This is a genomic window from Coriobacteriaceae bacterium (assembly GCA_025992705.1).
GTDB lineage: Bacteria > Actinomycetota > Coriobacteriia > Coriobacteriales > QAMH01 > QAMH01.
The window spans coordinates 2,061,411-2,082,502 of the sequence record DAJPGJ010000001.1; the positions used below are offsets into that span (position 1 = coordinate 2,061,411).

A 21,092-nucleotide genomic window follows, 5' to 3' on the forward strand; every position below is an offset into this window, starting at 1 on the left:
CTACAAGAAGAAACGCGCTCTTACGAACGCGTTTCCCCGACTATTACTCGTTAGCTCCTTGCGGCTCCCGTGCGGGGCCTCCGGTGCTCGTCACGACCATTGCGGGGCGTATGACACGCTCGCCCATCTTGTAGCCTTGCTGGAACACATTGACGACCGTCTCCTCGGGGACACTTGCGTCCTCCTCGGTGCCAACTGCCTGATGCTGCATCGCATCAAACGGCTCGCCCAGCGCGGCGATTTGCGTGACCTTATGTTTCTCCAGAATCTGCAGGAACTTGTTCTGGATTGCCTCGACGCCATCCGTCAGGGTGCCGCCTTCGCCCGTCTCCCTCGCGTGCTTGATGGCGCGCTCGAGATCATCGAGCAGGGGGAGCAAATCCATGACGAGATTCTCCGAGGCACGCACACGCTCGGACTCACGCTCTGCCTGCGTGCGCTTGCGGTAGTTGTCCCACTCTGCTTGCAGCCTCGCGTAGCGATCGCGTAGCTCGGTCACCTCGGCAGTGATGGCCTCGAAGAGATTGGGAGTGTCCTCCTGGACCTCGTCTTGCTCCTCGATGACCTCGGCCTCGATGGCCTCTTCGACGTTCTCGTCTACGGGGCTAGCGCCCTCGGGGCTGCCAGTGGCAGCCCCTTTGAGCGTATCGTCTTTCTGCGCGGCGGACATGATTAGTTGTCCTTCTCGTCATCAACGACCTCGTAGTCGGCATCGACGACCTCGTCGCCACCGGCGTTGGTGTCGTACGAACCGCTTGCGGTGTTGCCCGGCTGACCGTCAGCCTGCTGACCATTGCCGTACGCGATCTCGGCAAGCTTGTAGCTTGCCTGCTGCAGGGCCTCGGTCTTGGCCTTGATGTCGTCGACATCGCTGCCCTCGAGAGCCGTCTTGACGGCTGCGATAGCTGCCTCGACCTCGTCCTTGGACGCCTGTGGAACCTTGTCGCCCAGATCCTTGAGGGTCTTCTCGGTCGCGTAGACGATCGAGTCGGCCTGGTTGCGGGTCTCGACCTCGGCCTTGCGGGCCTCGTCCTCGGCCGCGTGATCCTGGGCGTCGGCCACCATGCGGTCGACTTCCTCGTCGGACAGAGCCGTGGAACCGGAGATCGTGATCTTCTGCTCCTGACCCGTGCCCAAATCCTTGGCGGACACGTTGACGATGCCGTTGGCGTCGATGTCGAACGTGACCTCGATCTGCGGGATGCCACGCGGTGCCGCCGGGATACCCGTCAGCTGGAAGCGACCCAGCGTCTTGTTGTCGCGTGCGAACTCGCGCTCGCCCTGCAGGACGTGAATCTCGACGGAGGTCTGGTTATCGGCCGCCGTGGAGTACACCTCGGTCTTGCGCGTCGGGATCGTCGTGTTGCGATCGATCATCTTGGTCATGACGCCACCCATGGTCTCGACGCCCAGCGAAAGCGGGGTCACATCGAGCAGGAGGATGCCCTCGACGTCACCGCCGAGCACGCCGCCCTGGATAGCCGCGCCGATGGCAACGACCTCGTCCGGGTTGACACCCATGTGCGGATCCTTGCCCGTGATCTTCTTGACTTCCTCTTGGACAGCCGGCATACGGGTGGAGCCACCAACGAGGATGACCTCGTCAATCTCTCCGCTGGAAAGGCCAGCGTCCTTCATCGCGGTCTCGACCGGCGTCTTGCAACGCTCGAGCAGGTCTGCGGTGATGCGCTCGAACTCGGCACGCGTCAGCGAGTAGTCCAGGTGGACCGGGTTGCCATCGACAGCCGTGATGAACGGCAGATTGATAGCCGCCTGCTGCGTGTTGGAGAGCTCCATCTTGGCCTTCTCGGCAGCTTCCTTGAGGCGCTGCAGAGCCATCTTGTCCTTGCGCAGGTCAATACCATGATCTGCCTGGAACTTGTCGGCCAGCCAATCGATGATGCGCTGATCCCAGTCATCGCCACCCAGGTGGTTGTCGCCTGCGGTCGCGAGGACCTCGAAAACGCCATCGCCCATCTCGAGGATGGAAACGTCAAAGGTGCCGCCGCCGAGGTCGAAGACGAGGATCTTCTCGTCGACGCCCTTCTTGTCGAGGCCGTAAGCCAGCGCTGCTGCGGTAGGCTCGTTGATGATACGCTTGACCTCGAGGCCGGCGATCTTGCCAGCATCCTTGGTTGCCTGACGCTGTGCGTCGTTGAAGTAAGCCGGAACGGTGATGACAGCCTCGGTCACCGGCTCGCCCAGGTACTTCTCGGCGTCAGCCTTGAGCTTCTGGAGCACCATGGCCGAAATCTCCTCGGGCGTGTAGTCATGCCCGTCGATCTGCACCATGTTACGGCCGTCCTTGCCCTTGACGACGTTGTAGGCGACAGTCGCACGCTCGGACTCGGTCTCATCATAATTGCGACCGATGAAGCGCTTGATAGACGCAACGGTGTTCTCGGGGTTGGTAACAGCCTGGTTCTTTGCTGCCTTGCCGACGACGCGCTCGCCATCCTTGCGGAAACCGACAACGGACGGAGTGGTGCGGTCACCTTCCGCGTTGACGATAATCGTGGGCTCGCCGCCCTCGAGAACCGCCATGGCCGAGTTGGTCGTGCCAAGGTCAATACCAATAATCTTGCTCATATCTATGCCTTCCTTCATGTGGAATTACGTATATATTTACATTGAGCATTATGAAATCTAAGTGACCTATTGTCAAGTTTTATAAGCTATTTATAACACCTGTTACCAATATGTAACACTTAGATATTCTTAGTTTGACCTTGGCGTACGTCTTCGATTTCTAAGCCGCCCTCGCCAGCAATGTGTTCATGTCTTTTCTTGTCAAAGATGCGAGGTCGCTGACCGCAAGGTGCCAAGAGCTGCGGGGCAATGGCCGCCAAACATGGCAAAGTGCCCCTGATATAGCCATTTGAGGAGTCATGAACCCTTGTTTCTTGGCATCATTCACGAACAAGCGGTCACCAACCGCCTTCTTGGAATCGAAGAAAAAACATGTTGCCTTATGGAGGGGTTACCGCTATTTTGCATACGTGATGTTACCGAGACGAAAGGCTTGCACATGCCCCAGCCCACGATAGACATCGACGAATGTTCAGGATGTGGTATCTGCGTTGATACCTGCCCCAATGGTGTGCTCGACATTGTCGGAAGCGTCGCTTCTGTTGTAAACGAGGATAGCTGCGACGGTTGCGGCGAGTGCATGGAAGAGTGCCCGCTCGGCGCCATCGAGGTTGACGAGGACTAGGAAGCGTCCTCGAGCGTGTACTCCATCAGGTAGTCGTTCATCTCAAAGCCGCCGCCAACGTCATTGTTGACGCAGGCGATTCTCTTGAACCCCATGTGATCGTAGCGATCGAGGCTCGCGATGTTGTCGCGTGCGCACGTGAGCCTGATGCGTCCGAGACCGTGCTCTCGCGCACGTTGTTTCACGAACTCGAACTCGGCGCGACCAAGACCTTTGCCGCGCGCGCCCTTGATGAGATAGAGCTTGCTGAGGTAAAGGAAGCCGTCGTCGGGTCTGATGCCGACGAAACCGAGATGCTCCCCCGTCTGCGCGTCATCGACGAAGTAGTACTCATAGCCTTCATCGGCGATGGCGGTGGTAAGCGTTTCGAGCGACAAGGTGTGATTTACCAGGTAATCGACCTTCGCAGGCTCGTGAAGTGTCGAGAAATACTCCCTGAAAATGCCCTCTGCGAAAATCGCAAGTTCGGCAATGTGTTCCGGATCCTTGACCCGGATGAAATCCAGTTGAGACACGGGGTCCTACCCTCTCTATGGGAATGGACGCATTTGGCATGCGTTTCGTTCCAAATGAAACGATACCCCAACAAAGGCCCCCTTCACAAAAAATTAAAGAAAAGAAGATGGGAGAGATTGTGGCAGCGCTGATGATGCTGGCGACGGCATCGGCGACAGCAGCAGTGACGTTCATGCACGAGCACCGTGGCCATACCGGCACATTTCATGGCAAGAGGAGGACTCCACACCAAGTGCTGCGCTCTGATGATTGCGAACGGGGCGAATAACGACGTCATCCGCCCCGTTTGCGTTATAGCCCCAGTGTCAGAGGATGGAGGCCAGTTTCTGATTCGTTCTGTTAACCACCTCGAGATAATAAGCGCTGTCCGCTGCAGAAAGCGAATTCGAATCCACGGCTTGAATCTTTGCCATCATGGTCGAGTACTGGTTCATCCATTTGGAATAATCGCTCATCATCGAGGCGCTATAGCCTGAATCTATATATTTGTGCATGAAGTCGCAGTACCCCTCTATGAACGATTCGTATTCATCCATAGCCTCCTTGAAGGAAGGGGTGATTCCACTAGCTGACGACTGCTGAGCTGAAGCTGATTCACTCGTGGTTGTAGAACTCGAGGAGAATGATCCTGCGCTGGTCGACTCCGAGCTTTGTACGGAAGCCGTGGGAGAACTTGTAGGGCTGCTCGTCGTTTCCGAACACGCAACGAGAGATCCCGTTGCGGCCATGGACAGGATAATCAGTAGTGCAATGCCGCAATTGACCATGGGTTTCATGATTGCCCCCTATCATCAACCTGAATCGAGGACTCCACCATGGAACCTTTCTCGGTTACCTCTATGTCTGAGGTCTCCTCCTTTTGTGACTTTTTGCCTACACTCACGTCATTTGACACCTGAACGGACACCTCCGTATCTATAGTGCTAGCCACGGAAGTCACAGCACCTTCAGCTGCGAACTTAAAGAAAACAGTGATGGCTGTCCACATGAGAACGTTAGATAGGAACTCCCCAACGAAATAGGACGCGTAACTTGGAACCGTATATCCCAGAATTGTATAGCCCCGCACGGAGTAAGCGTAAGGCTGCATACCTGCAATCATGAGCACGAGGCCAACAAGCGCAACAATCGAAAAACCAATTATTGCGATTTTGAACTGATTTCCCTTTGTGTTCATAGCAATGAGAAATACAGCAAGCGAGCCACCATAGACGAGAAGCTGCAAGATGATGCTGACAGCATTTGATTGCGCGGCAATTGTCACCATCTCAAGAAGACTGAAGTATCTCAAGACATTCATTCCTGATGTGGACATAATCACGCCGAACACTATATTCAACACCATGATCACAAGTCCCAGAGACATTGATGTGATGAGCATCTTTTTTGCGGCTTGACCACGGGTGCACAAGGCGATTAACACGAGCACTGGCGCGAGAAGAAAGAGCAGGTCCCACAATAGCGAATAGATCGTAAACATCGTTCCTGTGCCCATGGCAAGCGCCGAAACTACGCTGATGCCGATGTCTAGGCCTCCAACAGTCGTATACGACACGTTAATCACCGCTAAAACAACGGCCAGGGCAGCAAGAACAATGGCGGTCGTGGGACGATCGCCCTTTAAAGCTGCATCCTCCCCATTTGGGAAGCGTGATGCCCCTTGCAAATTATTTTCTCCCATGGCAGCTCCTCTCTTATCTGTTCTAGGTTTTCTGTTATGGCTTCATATATGAAGCCATCTTTGAAAGTCTAGCACATAGGCTTAGGCTATGGACACTCTGGATAAAAGGCTAACTCTCGGACTATGCATCAGGGCACGACGTGAAGAGCAGGGGCTTTCTCAGGCACGTTTAGCCCTCATGATAGGCAGCAGTAAGTCCCACATCTGGCGCATCGAAACCGGCCGCGTCAGCGTTGGAATCGATGACCTTGGACGTATCGCCGATGCCCTTGGCGTCAGCGTGAAATCGCTCGTCGAGTTCTAGTCAGGCGTAGTCATCTTTCCCTCTGACACCATCCGCTGCGCGAAATCGCGCGCCCTCTTCTCCACCGTGCAATCCTCTTCCTCGCTTGACCAACGAGCTTCGGGTGGGTCGGCGAAAGTGCATGCATAATGTTCCTCGACCCATGCGGAAAAGCGCTCAACCTGTTCTTCTTCGTCCAAAGATCCAGGGCAGTCCACCTGAGAACCGCCATGCGTCACGCGCTCCCATTGCAGCCGCAATGCGTCAATCCACTCATCGATTCTCTGCTCAATCTCTGACGCGCCGCCATCCGAAAACCATGACTCGAGATAGCCCTCGACCCAAGCTTCGGTTATATGTCGAGCAGTCTCAAGACCGGGACCATCCACGGCATAGAACTCATCGAGATGTAAGTAACGTTCGAGTCTCTCGTCAAGGGCCACTTCCTCCAAAAGCTCGAATATCGCCCGAGTAATCTCAACGAATTCCGTCATCTGCTCCGGCGACAGCTCGCCATCTGACATATGGGGACGGTATGAGAATTCCGCTACGGCAGCCTGTAGCACTTTTGCCGTCTCACGCACCTGGCCTAGCGACACACCCCCGCAGGCATTCCAATACAAGACCGCGAGAACGTCCTCCATGCATTTGAGGGCACTTGATGCCCATGCAAGACGAAAGGCCTCGGCGAGGGACTCGCACGCTTCGGCATCAAAAAGACCGTCTGCGTTCTCCCCATTTTCTGCCATTTCGGCAAATGTAAAGTGGAATGCAAGCATCTGTCCCACAGTGGGCCATCCAAATGGTTTGCTCCACGCATCACAGAAGCGGGCAATATGAGCTTTGACTAGCTCCCATGTCGCATCATCTGGTATCTGGACAAGATTATCCAATGCATCTTGGAGCCCAGCATTGATTTTTTCGATATCGCGATCGGTATGGCTACGAGACCAACGAATCCACTGTCTCAGATTCTTGTCCCTCTCGTAAGCATCAATGAGTCTGTCAGGGCCCTCAATGCCAACGAGCTCGTCCATCAGCGAATCGGGACCCACAACTTCGAGGGCCGAGCTCAGTTCTATCTTCCTTTGGATGTGGGCATAGTCTTCCTTGAGCTCGTTTGTGCGCATTGCCACGAGCGAAGCACGTTCCGTCTCGGGAGCAGCAAGAACTTCCTTGATTCGGTCAAGACTAAAGCCCAGCTTGCGATATAGGAGGATCTCCTGGGCCCTACGAACGTCATCCATGGTATAGAGCTTACGATTATTCGCGATTCCTTCGCCCGAGCGCCGTGCGACAAGAACGCCCTCCTTATCCCAGTTCTTTAACTGAGCAGCGGTGATTCCAGTGAGCTCGTGTACCTGCGCTACCGTGAGCAGCTTGTCATTGCTTTCGTCCATGCTTCACCTCCTCGCAGGGCACTTTAAACCCAGACACTATATCCAGGTCAAGGTGAAAACACGATTGGATGGTGAGATTTCTCGACTTCGCTCGAAATGACAGAGGGGCCGCTTCGCACCTGCGCACGAAATGACAAAGGGGAGGCACAGGCCTCCCCTTTGATGGTGGGATTTCTCGACTTCGCTCGAAATGACAGAAGAATCGCTCGGCTTCGGTCGAAATGACAAGCAGCGCTTATGCAGCAGCCTTCTGGGCAATCTTGCACAGCTCGGCGAAGCCCTGTGGGTCATTGACGGCCATATCGGCAAGCACCTTGCGGTCGAGCTCGATGCCAGCCGTCTTGAGACCATGCATGAAGACCGAGTAGGACAGGCCGTTGATGCGAGCAGCCGCGTTGATGCGGGTGATCCAGAGACGGCGAATCTCGCGCTTCTTGTTGCGACGGTCGCGATAGGCATACTGCAGCGAATGCTGGACCTGCTCTTTAGCCGCACGATACTGACGGGACTTAGCACCGTAGTAACCCTTTGCGCGTTTGAATACGGTACGACGCTTCTTCTTGGCGTTAACTGCGCGCTTGACACGTGCCATGTTTATCAACTCCTACTAACAACTGAAACGGATACGGGCTTGCGCGCTTTACGCCTTGCCCAGATTCTTCTTGACGACCTTCACATCGGCCTCGGCGACAACCGTCTCGTGACGGAAGTTACGCTTACGCTTCTGGGACTTCTTGGTCATGATGTGGCTCTTGAAAGCCTTGCCGCGCATGATCTTGCCCGACCCCGTGGTGCGGAAGCGCTTGGCAGTGCCCTTGTGGGTCTTCATCTTAGGCATGGTGCTACTCCTTGTCTTCGTTTTCCTTGCCGGAATTCTTGCGTGCGTCCTTGGGAAGCGGCGCCACCATCATGTGCATGTTGCGCCCTTCCATCTTTGGCTGCTGTTCTACGACGGCGAGGTCCTTGAGGTCGTCGGCAAGCCTCTCGAGAATGGTCAGGCCCTGCTCGGGATGAGCCATCTCGCGACCGCGGAACATGATGGTGATCTTGACCTTGTTGCCCTTACCGAGGAAGCGAAGCACGTGGCCCTTCTTGGTCTCGTAGTCGCCCGTATCGATCTTGGGGCGGAACTTCATCTCCTTGACCTCGATCTTGGTCTGGTTCTTGCGCGCCTTCTTGGCCTTGACCGCCTGCTCGTACTTGTACTTGCCGTAATCCATGACGCGGCAAACGGGCGGATCGGCGTTGGGAGCGACCTCTACCAGATCGAGACCCTGGTCTTCGGCAAAGCGTTGTGCCGCATCGTTAGCCATCTCGTACTTGGTGCCATCGACACCGATGACGAGGAGCTGCGGCGCATGAATCTCACCGTTGATCCGTGTGTCCTGAGCTGCTATGACAAACACCTCCTAATAAAAAACCTGCCGAGCTGCATTCAGCCGACAGGCACACACAAAGACCCCCGAAGGGCTAATTGTAAGTGACCAGACAACTGAGCGCTTGCTCGTCGAAAGGTGGAAGGTAGCTTGCGCACCTTCACTTCGTAGATACGGACGCATAGTTTACACGTGCCCACGGGCACATGCAAGAAGTATTTCTAGCGTAGGTCGACGCTCAGCGTGCGGATGACGCTGTTATCGCCCACCGTAACGCCAGCCGTGTGATCGTACGTCTCGGTCACCTTCCAGGTGCCGGGGACGCCCTCGATGTTGGTGGGGCCGGTGAACTCGGCCACCTCCTGGGCGCTCGTGTCGCGCGAGAGCACCGCCTGGGGGTTTTCGACGATAGTGAGCTGTGCGGACTCGACGGCGGCAGGATCAAGGCCGATGCCCGCGAGAATCGAGGAGGCGACCACCTTGGAGGCGATGAGCTCGTCGAACTTCGCATCGGCGACGCCGAAGGCATCGAGGTCGAATGACGCGAAGATGTAATCGATGTCGCCCGCCGCATTGAGACCGAAGGTGATGCTCGCAAGCGTCTCGCCGTTGGGGCCGACAAGCCATCCATTGCGCGTCCTCACGACATTGGGCAGCGTCGCATCCGAGGCAGCCGTCGCCTCGGCATCGAGAGCAATCGAGTTGCCGCTTGCCTCGACAGCGGCCTCGGGCGTCATGCCGAAGTAGGTGATGAGATCGGGGATACGCGCAGCATCGATTGCCTGGAATTGCGCGGCGTTTGTACCCGCCGTCGAGGTTTGCAGAACATCGGAGTCCGGCTGCTTAACGCCCGGCGGTGTGCTGTTGCGCCAGATGAACAGGCCGATGACGGCGATAAGGACAAGCAGGATGATGATGAAGAAGACGAGCAGGTTGCGCAGACGGCGTCTGCTACGCATCGCGCGTTCGGCAGAAAACTCGTCATCGTCCTCGACGTATTCGACCGTTTCCTGCTCGGTAATGTTGATGGACTCGGAAAGCTCGTCAAGATCGGCGCTCTCAGTGAGACGGTCCCCCTTGCTGCGAGCCGCGACCACGTCGTCTACGTTGACGACGGCATCGGAAGACATATCCCCCGGATCGAAGTCATCGGCATCGGCGGCAGCTGCAGCGCTTATGCCATAGAGGCTATCGGACTTGATGTCATCGAGCATGGACTCGGCGGCCTCGCCGAAATCCACCGTGATCTCTCCCTGCGGAGTTTCCTCGGCAGGGCGACCGTCGTTAAAGTCCTCCTCCGCGAAGAGGTGGACCTCGACCTCGTTTTGCTCGTCGTTCTCGCGCTTATCCATATGCGTCCCTATACGAAGTGAACCCAGCTATTAACAATATACAGTATTGCGACAATTACGACGACGACTGCGACGACAATCAACGCCTTGTGTCCAGCTCCCATGGGCGGCGTCGTATCCAGCCCGTGGAACTCCTCTTCCTGCTCGGCGCTCATGTCGCCTTGCTCGGAAACGGGCTGTTCTGGCACTGCAGCCTCAGGCTCTGGTGCGACGGTCTGCGTCACGGTTTGCCGTGCCTGCTGTGCGCGACGCTCGACGTCTTCGATATGGCTGAGCTTGCTCATCGTGCCTCCTCGCCTCGCAAAGAGCCGATTATCCCTTGCTCACGACGTCGGCAACCGAGCGCACGACATTATGCGTGATCGGCTTCCACTCGACCTTCTTGAAGACGGCAATGAGGGCGATGGGGACGTAGGTGAGCATGAAGATCGGGAAGGTGAACAGATACTTGATCTTATCGGAATTCTTCGCGTGGATGTGATTCCACTCGGTGATCGTCGTAAGCGTGCCAAACACGAGCATGACGACCGCGAAGCTCAGGAAGCAGCCGGCAAGGGAGAGCACCGAGGTAACGATGGTCGCGCGTGCCTCGGCATAGGCGAGCACGGTCGAAACCTGGCTGATGTTGAAGGAGCTCAGCGGGTCGCCCTCGAAGACGGAGCCACTCATCATGCCCGTGGCCATCGAGAACCAATTGGGGTCGCTCGCCACGACACCAGCGCCCCCCGAGGTACTCGCGGCAACCGTTTGCACCGATGCCGCAATGCCTGCCATCTGCACGATGCCGGTGAGGCAGAAGACGAGGTTGACGGCGACGCCGGCCAAGGTGAGCAGCATGGCCGGCGCAATGGTCATGAACATGTCGTAGCAGGCGAAACGGCCCTGCTTGCCACGGAAAATGCCGTTGAAGAGGAAGGAGCCGTACTTGAGTAGCACCTGGTAGAAGCCCTTGGCCCAACGCATGCGCTGACGCCAGGAGTCCTTCATCGTCGTGGGCTGCTCGTCGTAGACGTAGGCATCGGCGCAGTAGCCGATGCGGATGCCATGCGCGATGCAATCCGTCGAGAACTCGATGTCCTCGGTGAGCAGGTGATGGATCCATCCGCCGTTGGATTCGAGGATATCGGCGCTGATCATGAAGCCCGTGCCGCTGATGGCGCACGAGCTGCCCATCATGTAACGGGCATTGGAGAGGAACTTGGCCTCGCGCAAGAACCAGAGGGCGCTGCCGGCGGAGATCCAGTTGGAGTCGTAGTTCTTCGAGTTGCGATAACAGGTGAGCACCTGGTAGCCGCGGTTCACGCCGCGGTTCATCGCCGCGACGAATCCGGGATCGAGCACGTTGTCGGCATCGAAGACGAAATAGGCGTCATAATCCGTACGCCCCGAGCAATCGCCGTAGAGCACGCGGATGCGATTGAGCGCGAAGTCGAGCGCATGGCTCTTGCCGACGACCAGGCGGTCGTTGCGGACGAGCACCTCGGCGCCAGCCTCCTCGGCAACCTGCGCCGTGTTGTCGGTACAGTTGTCGGCAATGACGAAGATGTCGATGAGCTCTTCGGGGTAATCCTGGTTCTTGATGCTGCGCACGAGCTCGCCGATAACGGCCTCCTCGTTGCGACCGGCAATCATCACGGCAAACTTGTGCAGCGGCTCGTCTTGCACGGGCGTGATCTTGCGTCGATGGTCCTTCACCAAGACAATGACGGCATAGACGGCCTGATACATGTAGCAAAGGCTGAATACGAAGAACAGAAACAGGTTAAAGGTGTTGACGAATGTCGCCATATTCCCGCTGCGGTACCCCTCCAGGTATTGTCTGCAGATTCGTTGTTGCATTGTAATGCAAGCCGTTAGCAAGCGCCAATCGCTCCACAGTTTGTGCACGGGATGTTAAGGGGACATTCAGGCGAGCAGATTGCAGACTTGCTCTCGCACTTGTTATTCAGCTCGCGCTGGCAAGCTGCATCGCTCCGACGGTCGCTTCCCGACAGCCCGCTTCGCGGTCTTTACGGCGCGCTCCCTTGGACCTCCGCTTTGCAGCTTGCCGGTGCGCTCAGATAGTCCTCGCAAGGTCGCATCGGGCTCAGCGCAACTCTCCTCGAGATGTCTGCAATCTGCTCGCCTTCATTTCTGTAAATTAAGGGACGGACATCCTCACAGAGCCAGCAACACAATAGCCATTTGCAGGTAGGTTTCGGGCTCGAGAGTTTCGCCGCGCACCGTGGGGGCGATGCCGCATTCGGCAAGCAGACGGTCGACGACGTCCTTGGGGTAGCGGCTGCTCATGGAGTTGCGGATGGTCTTGCGCCGCTGGGCAAAGGCCGCATCGGCTAGAGCGCTCGCGACTTCGAGCAGCTCGGGAGCCGGTGCGTCCTCGTTTCGCTCGATATGGACGACGGCACTCTCGACATGCGGCGCAGGCATGAAGCAGGCAGGCGGAACCTGGAAACGGTCGGTCACGTGCGCGCGCAGGCGCAGCTTGACCGTGTAGGCGCCGTAGTTCTTGGTGCCCACTTCGGCGCACATGCGATCCGCCACCTCGCTTTGCACCATGACCGTCATGGCATCGAGAAACTCGAAGCGCTCAAGCCAGTCGAGCACCACCGTGGCGGCAATACCATAGGGCAAGTTGGAGACGAGCTGATGCGGCAGAGGCGCATCAAGGGCCGCGCTGGCTCGCTCGACCTCGTCACGCGTCAGCTTCAATGCGTCCTTTTCGATAAGGACAAGACGATGGGAAAGGTCGGCAGTCGTCTGCGCGAGCACATCGAGAAGATCACGATCTCGTTCGACAGCGATGAGCTTGGCCCGCTCGAGCAGTGCGATGGTGAGCGTGCCGATACCCGGGCCAATCTCGAGCAGCGTGGGGAGCTCTTCGTCCGGCTGTGGATCATCGAGATGCGCGAGGTGCAGGATGTTACCGATGACGTTATCGTCCACGAGAAAGTTCTGGCCAAGCGCATGCTTGGCGCTCAGACCAAACTCCTGCAAAACACCCCTGGTCGCCCGGGGATTCGCCAGCGGCGAGTACGGCATTAGCGGCTCCTCGGTACGTCGGCCCGCACGGCACCGGCCACTTGGACGGCATAGGACAAGTCGAAGGCATCGCCGATAAGGCGATGGATGCGCTGGGGCTCGATGCGCAGATCAGCGCAGTTGAGCGCCGAGGTGCATATGGTCTCGAGGGGCTCGGTGCCAAAGGGGTCGCCGCCATCGCCGATGACGACAAGATGAGCCGGCCGCTTGCGCGGAACCCAATTCCTGAGCACGTACTTACGTGCCCAGTACATCTGGCAACGGTCAAGGGCGGCCTTGAGCCAACCGGAAGGTCCCGCAAAGTAGACAGGCGCAATAACGACGAGCGCCGCGCAGGAGTTCATGTGCCGCGAAAGCACGTTCCACGAATCGCCCTTGATGCAGCATTCGCCGGTCTGGCTGCACACGCCACAGCCCGTGCAGGCGGCAATTGGATACTTCGAAATCTCGAACAACGTGACGGCAAAACCTGACAGGCGCAGGTATTCCCTGAGCTTGCGGCCGAAGAGAGCCGACTTACCATCGCGATGTGGAGAGCCCACGAGGATGAGGACCTCGGGCGACTTGGAGGCATCCTCGGACTCGGAATCATCGGCGGACTCCGGGTCGGGACGAGCGGAAACCCCCTCGGCAGCCGCGTCGGTGCTGTCCGCATCAGAGGTGTGCACGACAGGCTCGTCGTTGAGCTGGGTAAGGGGCTTCGCGTTGACCTGATTCAGAAAGCTCTGAGGTGACTCTCCGAAGAGCTCCTCGAAGCTTTCCTCGTCCAGGGTGCCTTCGGGGCTTCCGTCGGGGTCGTCAACATTTCCGGCGCCAGTGACATCTCCGGCAAGCGAAACCGATATGCCGCCATCGACGTTGTATGTGGATCGGGTCGTGTCTTCGGTGGCGGGATTTCTCGACTCCGCTTCGCCGCGGTCGGAATGAGAATCGGGGGCGGTCCCCGATTCACCCGGTTTGGGAGCGCTCAGCTTCTCGAAGTCCTTCTCACTTGGGAGCTTCTGCCTTCTTGACTTCTTCGCCATGGAGGCTCCTCTCAGACGCGCTCAACATCGAGCAAATCGAGAGCGTTCTGGAAGACACGCTCGGCGAACTGCGGCTCGGTGAGCCCCCGTTGCAGGGTCGCATAGTCTGGCATGGACGTCACCGGCGCCACGGCGCCTTTGCCGATGTCGCTTTGACGCGGCTGCAGGAGCTCGAAGGCGTGCTCGGCCCCCGCATATCCAAAGCAATCGAGCAGCTCGCGCAAGGTGAAGACGGTCTGACTCGGCGTGCAGACCGTGCCGCGCAAGGGCTCGGGAGCCATGTAGGGAGCATCGGTTTCGGTTAGCAGGCGATCGACGGGAACATCGAGAGCGGCCGCACGCGTCTCCCAGCTCTTCTTGAAGGTGAGCGGCCCGCCAAAGGCAACGTAGCAGCCGAGTTCGAGAAACGGGGCCAGCGTTTGGGCGTCAAGGTTGAAGCAGTGCACGATGCAGCCAGCTTTGGGGACGCCCGTCTCGCGCAAGATGGCGAGCGCGTCGTCATGAGCCTCGCGCAGATGCAGGCTTACGGGAAGCCCGTGCTCCTGCGCCATTTGCAATTGCGCGGCAAAGACCTCGCGCTGCACATCGCGCGGGCTGAAATCGTAATGGTAGTCGAGCCCCACCTCGCCCAGGCAGCACGTCTCGGGACGGGCAAGCAGGACGATAAGCTCGTCTCGTGCCCGCTCGAAGTACTTGGCGTTGTGCGGATGCACGCCGCAGGCATAGCGCACGCGCGGCATGACGGCCTGCGCCATCCCCCACTCCTCGAGCAATGCCGCGGCATCATCAAACCACGAGCCGAGCCCATCGTAGGTATCACGCGCCGTCCGTCGTGTCACGTCTCCGTCGTCGCCGTCAAGCTCGGGTCTTGTCGGATCGGTCATGCAGCAGATGAAGTCGACGCCATGGGCCGCCGCCTGCGCAAGCGCGAGCCCTGGTTCGGGAAACATGCCCAGGTGACAATGCGTGTCGGCAACAAGCGTACCGTACGGCAATTCGGGAGCAGGCTTGACCTTGCCCTTCGAGTTGCGAAAGAGCGCGTCGCGTTCGTCGAAGTGTTTGAAGTCGTTGTAGCCCATTACTTCTCGAGACGCGGAAAGAGAGCGTCACCCTTGGTGACCTCGTTGCCGGCTGGAAGCCCGCCCCACAGCGCGAGCTCGGCGGCGTTGTCGACGGCGCACGGGTCTTCCAGGCCCAGACGCCTCCACAGCTCCGTCGACGTATTGGGCATGAAGGGGGCAAGGAGCAGCGCGGCGATGCGGCAGGTCTCCAGCGCGTTGTAGAGCACGAACGCCAGCTCGCCCTGGGTCTCCTCGCTTTTGGCGAGGTTCCACGGCGCACTTTCCTCGACGTAGAGGTTTGCGCGATGCAGAAGCTCCATGACATGAGCGGCGGCACCACCGAAGTCGATGTCGTTCATGCACGCGGCGTAGCGTTCGTAGAGCCCCTCGGCAATCTCCGAGAGCGGATTTTCCTCCAGGCCGAGCTCGACGGGGACCTCGGGTACCTGTCCATCGAAGTACTTGATGACCATATTGCTCACGCGACTGAAGAGGTTGCCGTAGGTGTTGGCCAGATCGGCGTTGTAGACCTGCGTGATGCGGTCGTGGCCAATATTGGCGTCGGAACCAAAGGTCACGTCACTCAGGAAGTAGTAGCGATAGGCGTCCACACCGTAGCGCTCGATGAGGTCGCGCGGATAGAGCGCGTTGCCCTTCGACTTGCTCATCTTGGAGCCATCAGCGGCCATCAGAAAGCCGTGCGCGAAGACGTGGCGCGGGCACTCCATGCCAGCGGCCATGAGCATGGCCGGCCAAATCACGCAGTGAAAGCGGATGATATCCTTGCCCACGAAGTGGAAGTTCGCCGGCCAGAAGCGTTCGAGTAGCGTGGTGTCATCGCTGCCGTAGCCGAGTGCGGTGAGGTAGTTGATGAGCGCGTCGACCCACACGTAGGTGACATGCTCGGGGTCGAATGGCAGCGGGATGCCCCAGTCGAACGCCGTACGGCTCACGGACAGGTCATGCATGCCGCCCTCGATGAAGGAGCGGATCTCGTTCTCGCGAATCTGCGGGCGAATGAAGTTGGGATGCTCGTCGTAGTACGCGAGCAGCTTGTCACCAAACTCGGAGAGCTTGAAGAACCAATTCTCCTCGTGGATGACCTTGACCTCGCGGCCGCAATCGGGGCACTTGCCGTCAACCAGGTCACCTTCGGTGAACTGCGTCTCGCACGGCGTGCAATAGTAGCCATCGTAGGTTCCCTTGTAGAGGTATCCGTTGTCATGGAGCTTCTGCATGAAGTCTTGGACGCCCTTCACGTGGCGCGGCTGCGTCGTGCGGATGAAGTCGTCGTTGGTGATGTCGAGGTCGCGCCACAGCTCGGTGAATTGCGTCACCTGGCTGTCGCACCACTCCTGCGGCGTCATGCCGTGCGCGGCAGCGGCCTCGGCGACCTTCTCGCCATGCTCGTCCATGCCGGTGAGGAAGAAGACGTCGCGCCCGTCCATGCGCGCGAAACGCGCGGTGGCGTCGGTTGCAACGGTGGTGTAGGCGGTGCCGATGTGCGGCTCGCCGTTAACGTAGTAGATGGGCGTGGTTACGTAGAATGGATCTTTGCTCATGGGGTCTTGGTCCTCACTCGAACGGATATGCTGGTGGAGATTATAGCGGCTACATCCCCAGGATGAGCTCGTAGAGCTTGTTTTTAGGAAGGCCAAGTTCGCGAGCGAGCTGCTTGGCGAGAGCCGACTTGGACGTGCCGGCGGAGAGCTCAGCGGCGATGCGTTCGCGCAAAGCGGGATCATCAAGCGAGGCTTCCTGTTGTGCCCGGACATCCGGCGGGGCGATGACGAGAGCGATCTCGCCCTTGACAGCATCGCGGGCGACGAGGTTTGCGGCAAGCTCGTCAGCAGGCAGGCGCAGGACCTCCTCGTGCAGCTTGGTGAGCTCGCGGCACAGCGCAACCGGACGGGCGCCATATGCCTGCGCGATGGATGCAACGGATGCGGTGACGCGATGGGGCGACTCGTAGAAGACGAGCGCGGCATCGAGGTTTGCCAGCGACTCGAGCAGCGCGGTGCGCTCGGCCTCCTTGCGCGGCAGAAAGCCCCCAAAGTAGAAAGCGTTGTACTTGAACCCCGAGGCAACGAGCGCAGTCGTCACGGCAGACGGACCCGGCAAGACGTCTACGGGCACATCCGCCTTGCGTGCGGCATCGATGAGCACGCAGCCCGGATCGCTGATGCCCGGCATGCCCGCATCCGAGCAAAACGCCACCGTCTCTCCATCGAGCATGCGGGCTACGAGGGCCGGTGACTTTGCGGCGATGACGTTCTCGTCACAGCGCTCGAGATGATTCTCGATGCCGAAATGTGCCAGCAACTTGCCGGTCACCCGCGTGTCCTCGGCGCAGACGACGTCAGCCTGCTCGAGCGCCTCAAGCGCACGGGCAGTCATGTCGCCTAGGTTGCCCAGCGGCGTGGGCACTATGATCAGCTTCCCGGTCATCGTCGCCTGCAAATAAAATGAGACAGTTGCTCTGAGCAACTGTCTCATTTTCATGGATTCGGCACTTACGCCACCAAGAACTTGGCAAGATCGATGCAACGTGCGGAGTAGCCCATCTCATTGTCATACCAGGAAATGCACTTCACGAAGTTACCCTCGCCGCCAAGCACCTTGGTGAGCTTGGAGTCGAAAATCGAGGAATGCAGGTCGCCGATGATGTCGCAGCTGACGATGGGGTCGACGCAGTACTCGAGAATGCCCTTCATCGGGCCTTCGGCAGCAGCCTTCATGGCGGCGTTGATCTCGTCGACCGTGACATCCTTCTCGAGCTCGGCCGTAAGGTCGACCATCGAGCCCGTCGGGGTGGGAACGCGGGTCGCGAAGCCGTCGAGCTTGCCTTGCAGGCTCGGAAGCACCAGGCCGACAGCCTTAGCGGCACCCGTGGAGGTGGGAATCATGGAAAGGGCAGCAGCACGCGAACGGCGGAAGTCCTTGTGATGCACGTCGAGGATCTTCTGGTCGTTGGTGTATGCGTGGATGGTGTTCATCAGACCGCGCTTGATGCCAAAGGAATCATTGAGGACCTTGGCAAACGGGGCAAGGCAGTTGGTGGTGCATGACGCATTGGAGACGATGTTCATCGTTGCCGGGTCGTAGACGTCCTGGTTGACACCCATGACGATGGTGGCGTCCACGTCCGTGCCCGGAGCGGAGATGACGACCTTTTTGGCGCCGTTATCGAGGTGCACTTGGCAGGCCTCGCCGGTCTTGAGGCGACCCGTGGACTCGATGACGACCTCGGCGCCCACGGCACCCCAATCGAGCTCCTTGGGTTCGCGCGTCTGGAACGCCTTGATCTCGTGGCCTTCGACGACGAGCGCGCCCTCCTTGGCATAGCACTCCTCGAAGACACGGCCTTGGCTGGAATCGTACTTGGTCAGATACGCCGCGCACTCGAGGTCACTCGGGTTGTTGATGGCGACGACTTCGACGTCCGGATCAAGCTCTGCAAGACGGAAGACCAGACGACCGATGCGGCCAAAACCATTGATGCCGATTTTGAGAGACATTCCAGATTCACCTTCCCTGAAAGGTTACATAACGACATAAGTATAACGGTGCTACTTTGGTCTCGCCGCAATCGTTCGGCAGGCGGGATAATGAACGGGCACCGGTTGATAGTGGGACAAATGACCTGTCCATTTGTCTCATTTAGAAGATGACGAGCTCGTCTCGATTGATGAACTCGCGGGCACCGTGCTTCCCAAGCAGTTCCGAAAGCTCGTCGGCGCCATACCCGGCAAGTCCGCGACCAATGATGCGTCCCTGCAAATCGACGACGTCGACCGGATCGCCTGCGTCGAAGCAGCCTTCGAGCGATGCAATGCCCACGGGCAGCAGCGAGCCGCCGTGGTTGAGCAGCGCATTGCAGGCGCCATCGTCGCAGGCAACGCGACCCTTCACCTTGCCACCGAGTGCAATCCACGACTTGCGCGCCGCAAGACCGTTCGAGCTCTCGTCGAAGAACGTCGTGCCGACCTGACGCCCGTGAACCGCATCGGTGATTGCTCCGCGACGATGGCCCTCGCAGATGACCATGGGAATGCCCGCCGCCATGAGCACGCGCGCAGCGGCAATCTTGGTGAGCATGCCGCCCGAACCGCTGCGGCTGCCAACGCCACCGGCACCATTCTCGATCTCCTCGCTCATCTTGCTCACGGTGTTGAGCAGCTCGGCGTCCTCGTTCTTACGCGGATCGGCCGTGTACAGGCCGTCGATGTCGCTGAGCAGCACCACAAGGTCGGCGTTGATGGATGTCGCGACCATGGCCGCGAGCGTGTCGTTGTCGCCAAAGCGAATCTCTTCGACGGCAACGGTGTCGTTTTCGTTGATGATGGGCACCACGCCGAGTTCGAGCAGACGCTCGATCGTGTCGCGTGCGTGCAAGTACGATTCGCGCTGCCCGGTGGTCGCACGCGTCATGAGGATCTGTCCCACCGTCACGCCAAAGCAGGCGAAGGTGTCGGTGTACTGGCGGATGAGGCCGACCTGGCCGATGGAAGCAGCAGCCTGCAAGGTGGGCATGTCATCGGGGCGTTCGCCGTGAATGCCGAGCACTTCGAGACCCAACGCGATAGATCCCGAAGACACGATGATGGGTTGGATGTCCTCGTCATGCATGAGGTTGGCGCACTCGGAGGCAAGATGCCCCACGAAGACGGCATCAACCTTGCCATCCTTCACGAGGGTGGACGAACCGATCTTGATTACCACGCGCTTCATCGCCTAGCCCTCTCGATCAATGATGTTATCGAACTCATCATCACCCCAGCCCGCAGGCTCGAACTCGAAGGCGATGTCCATGATGCGCACCTCGTCGCCGGCATGCGCCCCCGCTGCGGTAAGCGCGCGCTCGACACCAGCACGCTCCATGCGGCGCTGCAGGAAGGCGACGGCCTCGTCGTTGTCCCACTCGGTCTGGACGACCATGCGCTCGACGCCCTTGCCGTGCACACGCCATGCATGCGGCTCCTCTTCCTCGACCTCGATGGCGCGATCGCGCTCGAGGCGCTTGTGCTCCCAAATCTGGTCGTACTCGGGCATTGGGTCTTCGGCCGCTTGCTCACGCAAGCGATGGACCTCGGTCGCGGTTGCCGCGATGAGCGAGTCGATGCCCGTTTGCGTTACGGCACTCACCGCGAAAAACGGGATGGGATTGGGAATGTCTATGCCGTCGTCGAGCAGACGCTCGGAGAGCTCCTCGCTCTCGGCCTTCACGTGCGCGCGCAGGCGCTCGAGATTCTCCTCGGTCCCGGGCACGTCGACCTTGTTGCCCACGACGATGACGGGGCGATCGGCGAGCTCGGGGGCGTACAGAGCCAGCTCGCGTTTGATGATCTCGTAATCCTCGACCGGATCGCGTCCCTCGAGGCCGCCCGTCAAATCGACGACGTGCAAGATGAGGGCCGTGCGCTCGACATGACGCAGGAACTCGTGACCCAGGCCCTTGCCCTCGGCGGCACCTTCGATGAGACCGGGGACGTCTGCCACCGTGAAGCTCAGGTCGCCGTAGCGCACCATGCCCAGATTGGGTGTGAGCGTGGTGAACGGATAATCAGCGATCTTGGGACGCGCAGCCGACATGCAGGCGATGAGCGAGCTCTTGCCCACCGATGGCATGCCCACAAGCGCGGCATCTGCCATGAGCTTCATCTCGAGCTCGATCCAGAACGGCTCGGTCGGCTCGCCCAGCTCGGAGAACGACGGGGCGCGCCTCGTGGGCGTGACGAAGTGCGTGTTGCCACGGCCACCACGGCCACCCTTGGCGACGATGACGCGCTCGCCGTTATGGGTGAGGTCGGCGATTTCCTCGCATGGCTCCAAATCCTCATCGAGCAGGCGCACGACCGTGCCCACGGGCACTTTGAGGATGAGGTCCTCGCCGTTTGCGCCGTGCATGCGCTTGCCCTGCCCATGCGTGCCCTTCTGCGCCTTGAAATGGTGCTTGTAGCGATAGTCGATGAGCGTGGAAACCGTGGCATCCGCAACGATGATGATGTCGCCACCGCGGCCACCATCGCCGCCGTCAGGACCACCCTTGGGAACATGGGCCTCGCGACGAAACGAGGTGCATCCGGCACCGCCGTTGCCAGATTTGACCTGTATGCGAACCTGATCGGTGAAGGTTCCCGCCATG

The 21,092-nt window shown here is 59.0% G+C and carries 23 protein-coding genes; 3 read left to right on the top strand and 20 right to left on the bottom strand.

Annotated elements, in window-relative coordinates; translation table 11 throughout:
- Positions 1-43 precede the first annotated feature (43 nt).
- Both grpE and dnaK read right to left on the bottom strand, forming a co-directional pair.
- Positions 44-670: a nucleotide exchange factor GrpE gene (gene grpE, locus OIM11_08915; GenBank protein ID HJJ01240.1), complete on the bottom strand. Its 627-nt coding sequence runs from the start codon at positions 668-670 to the stop codon at positions 44-46.
- A gap of 2 nt (positions 671-672) precedes the next feature.
- Positions 673-2,589 carry a molecular chaperone DnaK gene (dnaK, locus tag OIM11_08920; GenBank protein HJJ01241.1) on the bottom strand — a complete coding sequence of 639 codons (1,917 nt, stop codon included), beginning with the start codon at positions 2,587-2,589 and terminating at the stop codon, positions 673-675.
- A 439-nt stretch (positions 2,590-3,028) separates the two neighbouring features.
- Here dnaK and OIM11_08925 point away from each other — a divergent pair, with 439 nt between their 5' ends.
- Positions 3,029-3,214 carry a 4Fe-4S binding protein gene (locus OIM11_08925; GenBank protein HJJ01242.1) on the top strand — a complete coding sequence of 62 codons (186 nt, stop codon included), beginning with the start codon at positions 3,029-3,031 and terminating at the stop codon, positions 3,212-3,214.
- Here the strand turns inward: OIM11_08925 and OIM11_08930 are convergent.
- Positions 3,211-3,729: a GNAT family N-acetyltransferase gene (locus OIM11_08930; protein ID HJJ01243.1), complete on the bottom strand. Its 519-nt coding sequence runs from the start codon at positions 3,727-3,729 to the stop codon at positions 3,211-3,213. The two genes, OIM11_08925 and OIM11_08930, sit on opposite strands and share 4 nt — an antisense overlap.
- A gap of 17 nt (positions 3,730-3,746) precedes the next feature.
- Between OIM11_08930 and OIM11_08935 the strand changes: the two genes are divergently transcribed.
- Entirely contained in the window at positions 3,747-3,998 is a 252-nt protein-coding gene (locus OIM11_08935; protein HJJ01244.1) for a hypothetical protein, read from the top strand.
- A gap of 37 nt (positions 3,999-4,035) precedes the next feature.
- Here the strand turns inward: OIM11_08935 and OIM11_08940 are convergent, their stop codons facing one another.
- Together OIM11_08940 and OIM11_08945 are read right to left on the bottom strand one after the other, a co-directional pair.
- Positions 4,036-4,266 carry a hypothetical protein gene (locus OIM11_08940; GenBank protein HJJ01245.1) on the bottom strand — a complete coding sequence of 77 codons (231 nt, stop codon included), beginning with the start codon at positions 4,264-4,266 and terminating at the stop codon, positions 4,036-4,038.
- Between the two features lie 236 nt (positions 4,267-4,502).
- The gene (locus OIM11_08945; protein ID HJJ01246.1) at positions 4,503-5,411 is read right to left on the bottom strand and encodes a hypothetical protein; all 909 of its coding nucleotides are present in this window, start codon (positions 5,409-5,411) and stop codon (positions 4,503-4,505) included.
- A gap of 88 nt (positions 5,412-5,499) precedes the next feature.
- Here OIM11_08945 and OIM11_08950 point away from each other — a divergent pair, with 88 nt between their 5' ends.
- Positions 5,500-5,715 (top strand): helix-turn-helix domain-containing protein, encoded by a 216-nt coding sequence (locus tag OIM11_08950; GenBank protein HJJ01247.1) that lies wholly within the window; start codon positions 5,500-5,502, stop codon positions 5,713-5,715.
- Here OIM11_08950 and OIM11_08955 read toward each other — a convergent pair.
- From OIM11_08955 to obgE, 15 genes are all read right to left on the bottom strand, one after another.
- Complete coding sequence (locus tag OIM11_08955; protein ID HJJ01248.1) at positions 5,712-7,094, bottom strand: MerR family transcriptional regulator; 1,383 nt, start codon at positions 7,092-7,094, stop codon at positions 5,712-5,714. The genes OIM11_08950 and OIM11_08955 overlap by 4 nt on opposite strands.
- A 235-nt stretch (positions 7,095-7,329) precedes the next feature.
- The gene (rplT, locus tag OIM11_08960) at positions 7,330-7,686 is read right to left on the bottom strand and encodes a 50S ribosomal protein L20 (GenBank protein HJJ01249.1); all 357 of its coding nucleotides are present in this window, start codon (positions 7,684-7,686) and stop codon (positions 7,330-7,332) included.
- Positions 7,687-7,734: 48 nt separating this feature from the next.
- Positions 7,735-7,932 (bottom strand): 50S ribosomal protein L35, encoded by a 198-nt coding sequence (rpmI, locus tag OIM11_08965; protein ID HJJ01250.1) that lies wholly within the window; start codon positions 7,930-7,932, stop codon positions 7,735-7,737.
- 4 nt (positions 7,933-7,936) lie between these two features.
- A complete protein-coding gene (gene infC / locus OIM11_08970) occupies positions 7,937-8,500 on the bottom strand; it encodes a translation initiation factor IF-3 (GenBank protein HJJ01251.1) in 564 nt (187 codons plus the stop codon).
- Positions 8,501-8,691: 191 nt separating this feature from the next.
- Positions 8,692-9,822, bottom strand: coding sequence for a hypothetical protein (locus OIM11_08975; GenBank protein HJJ01252.1), 1,131 nt, complete (start codon positions 9,820-9,822; stop codon positions 8,692-8,694).
- Between the two features lie 8 nt (positions 9,823-9,830).
- Entirely contained in the window at positions 9,831-10,106 is a 276-nt protein-coding gene (locus OIM11_08980; protein ID HJJ01253.1) for a hypothetical protein, read from the bottom strand.
- Positions 10,107-10,134: 28 nt separating this feature from the next.
- Positions 10,135-11,610: a glycosyltransferase family 2 protein gene (locus OIM11_08985; GenBank protein HJJ01254.1), complete on the bottom strand. Its 1,476-nt coding sequence runs from the start codon at positions 11,608-11,610 to the stop codon at positions 10,135-10,137.
- Positions 11,611-11,979: 369 nt separating this feature from the next.
- The gene (gene rsmA / locus OIM11_08990; protein HJJ01255.1) at positions 11,980-12,861 is read right to left on the bottom strand and encodes a 16S rRNA (adenine(1518)-N(6)/adenine(1519)-N(6))-dimethyltransferase RsmA; all 882 of its coding nucleotides are present in this window, start codon (positions 12,859-12,861) and stop codon (positions 11,980-11,982) included.
- Positions 12,861-13,886 carry a flavodoxin family protein gene (locus OIM11_08995; protein ID HJJ01256.1) on the bottom strand — a complete coding sequence of 342 codons (1,026 nt, stop codon included), beginning with the start codon at positions 13,884-13,886 and terminating at the stop codon, positions 12,861-12,863. The genes rsmA and OIM11_08995 overlap by 1 nt, the downstream gene beginning before the upstream one ends.
- An 11-nt stretch (positions 13,887-13,897) precedes the next feature.
- Complete coding sequence (locus OIM11_09000; protein HJJ01257.1) at positions 13,898-14,965, bottom strand: TatD family hydrolase; 1,068 nt, start codon at positions 14,963-14,965, stop codon at positions 13,898-13,900.
- Positions 14,965-16,509 carry a methionine--tRNA ligase gene (metG, locus tag OIM11_09005; GenBank protein HJJ01258.1) on the bottom strand — a complete coding sequence of 515 codons (1,545 nt, stop codon included), beginning with the start codon at positions 16,507-16,509 and terminating at the stop codon, positions 14,965-14,967. The genes OIM11_09000 and metG overlap by 1 nt, the downstream gene beginning before the upstream one ends.
- 49 nt (positions 16,510-16,558) lie before the next feature.
- On the bottom strand, positions 16,559-17,395 hold the full coding sequence (gene rsmI / locus OIM11_09010; GenBank protein HJJ01259.1) for a 16S rRNA (cytidine(1402)-2'-O)-methyltransferase: 837 nt from the start codon (positions 17,393-17,395) through the stop codon (positions 16,559-16,561).
- A gap of 65 nt (positions 17,396-17,460) precedes the next feature.
- Positions 17,461-18,465 (bottom strand): type I glyceraldehyde-3-phosphate dehydrogenase, encoded by a 1,005-nt coding sequence (gap, locus tag OIM11_09015; GenBank protein ID HJJ01260.1) that lies wholly within the window; start codon positions 18,463-18,465, stop codon positions 17,461-17,463.
- 142 nt (positions 18,466-18,607) lie between these two features.
- Entirely contained in the window at positions 18,608-19,678 is a 1,071-nt protein-coding gene (gene proB / locus OIM11_09020; GenBank protein ID HJJ01261.1) for a glutamate 5-kinase, read from the bottom strand.
- A gap of 3 nt (positions 19,679-19,681) precedes the next feature.
- Complete coding sequence (gene obgE / locus OIM11_09025; GenBank protein HJJ01262.1) at positions 19,682-21,091, bottom strand: GTPase ObgE; 1,410 nt, start codon at positions 21,089-21,091, stop codon at positions 19,682-19,684.
- Position 21,092 lies beyond the last annotated feature (1 nt).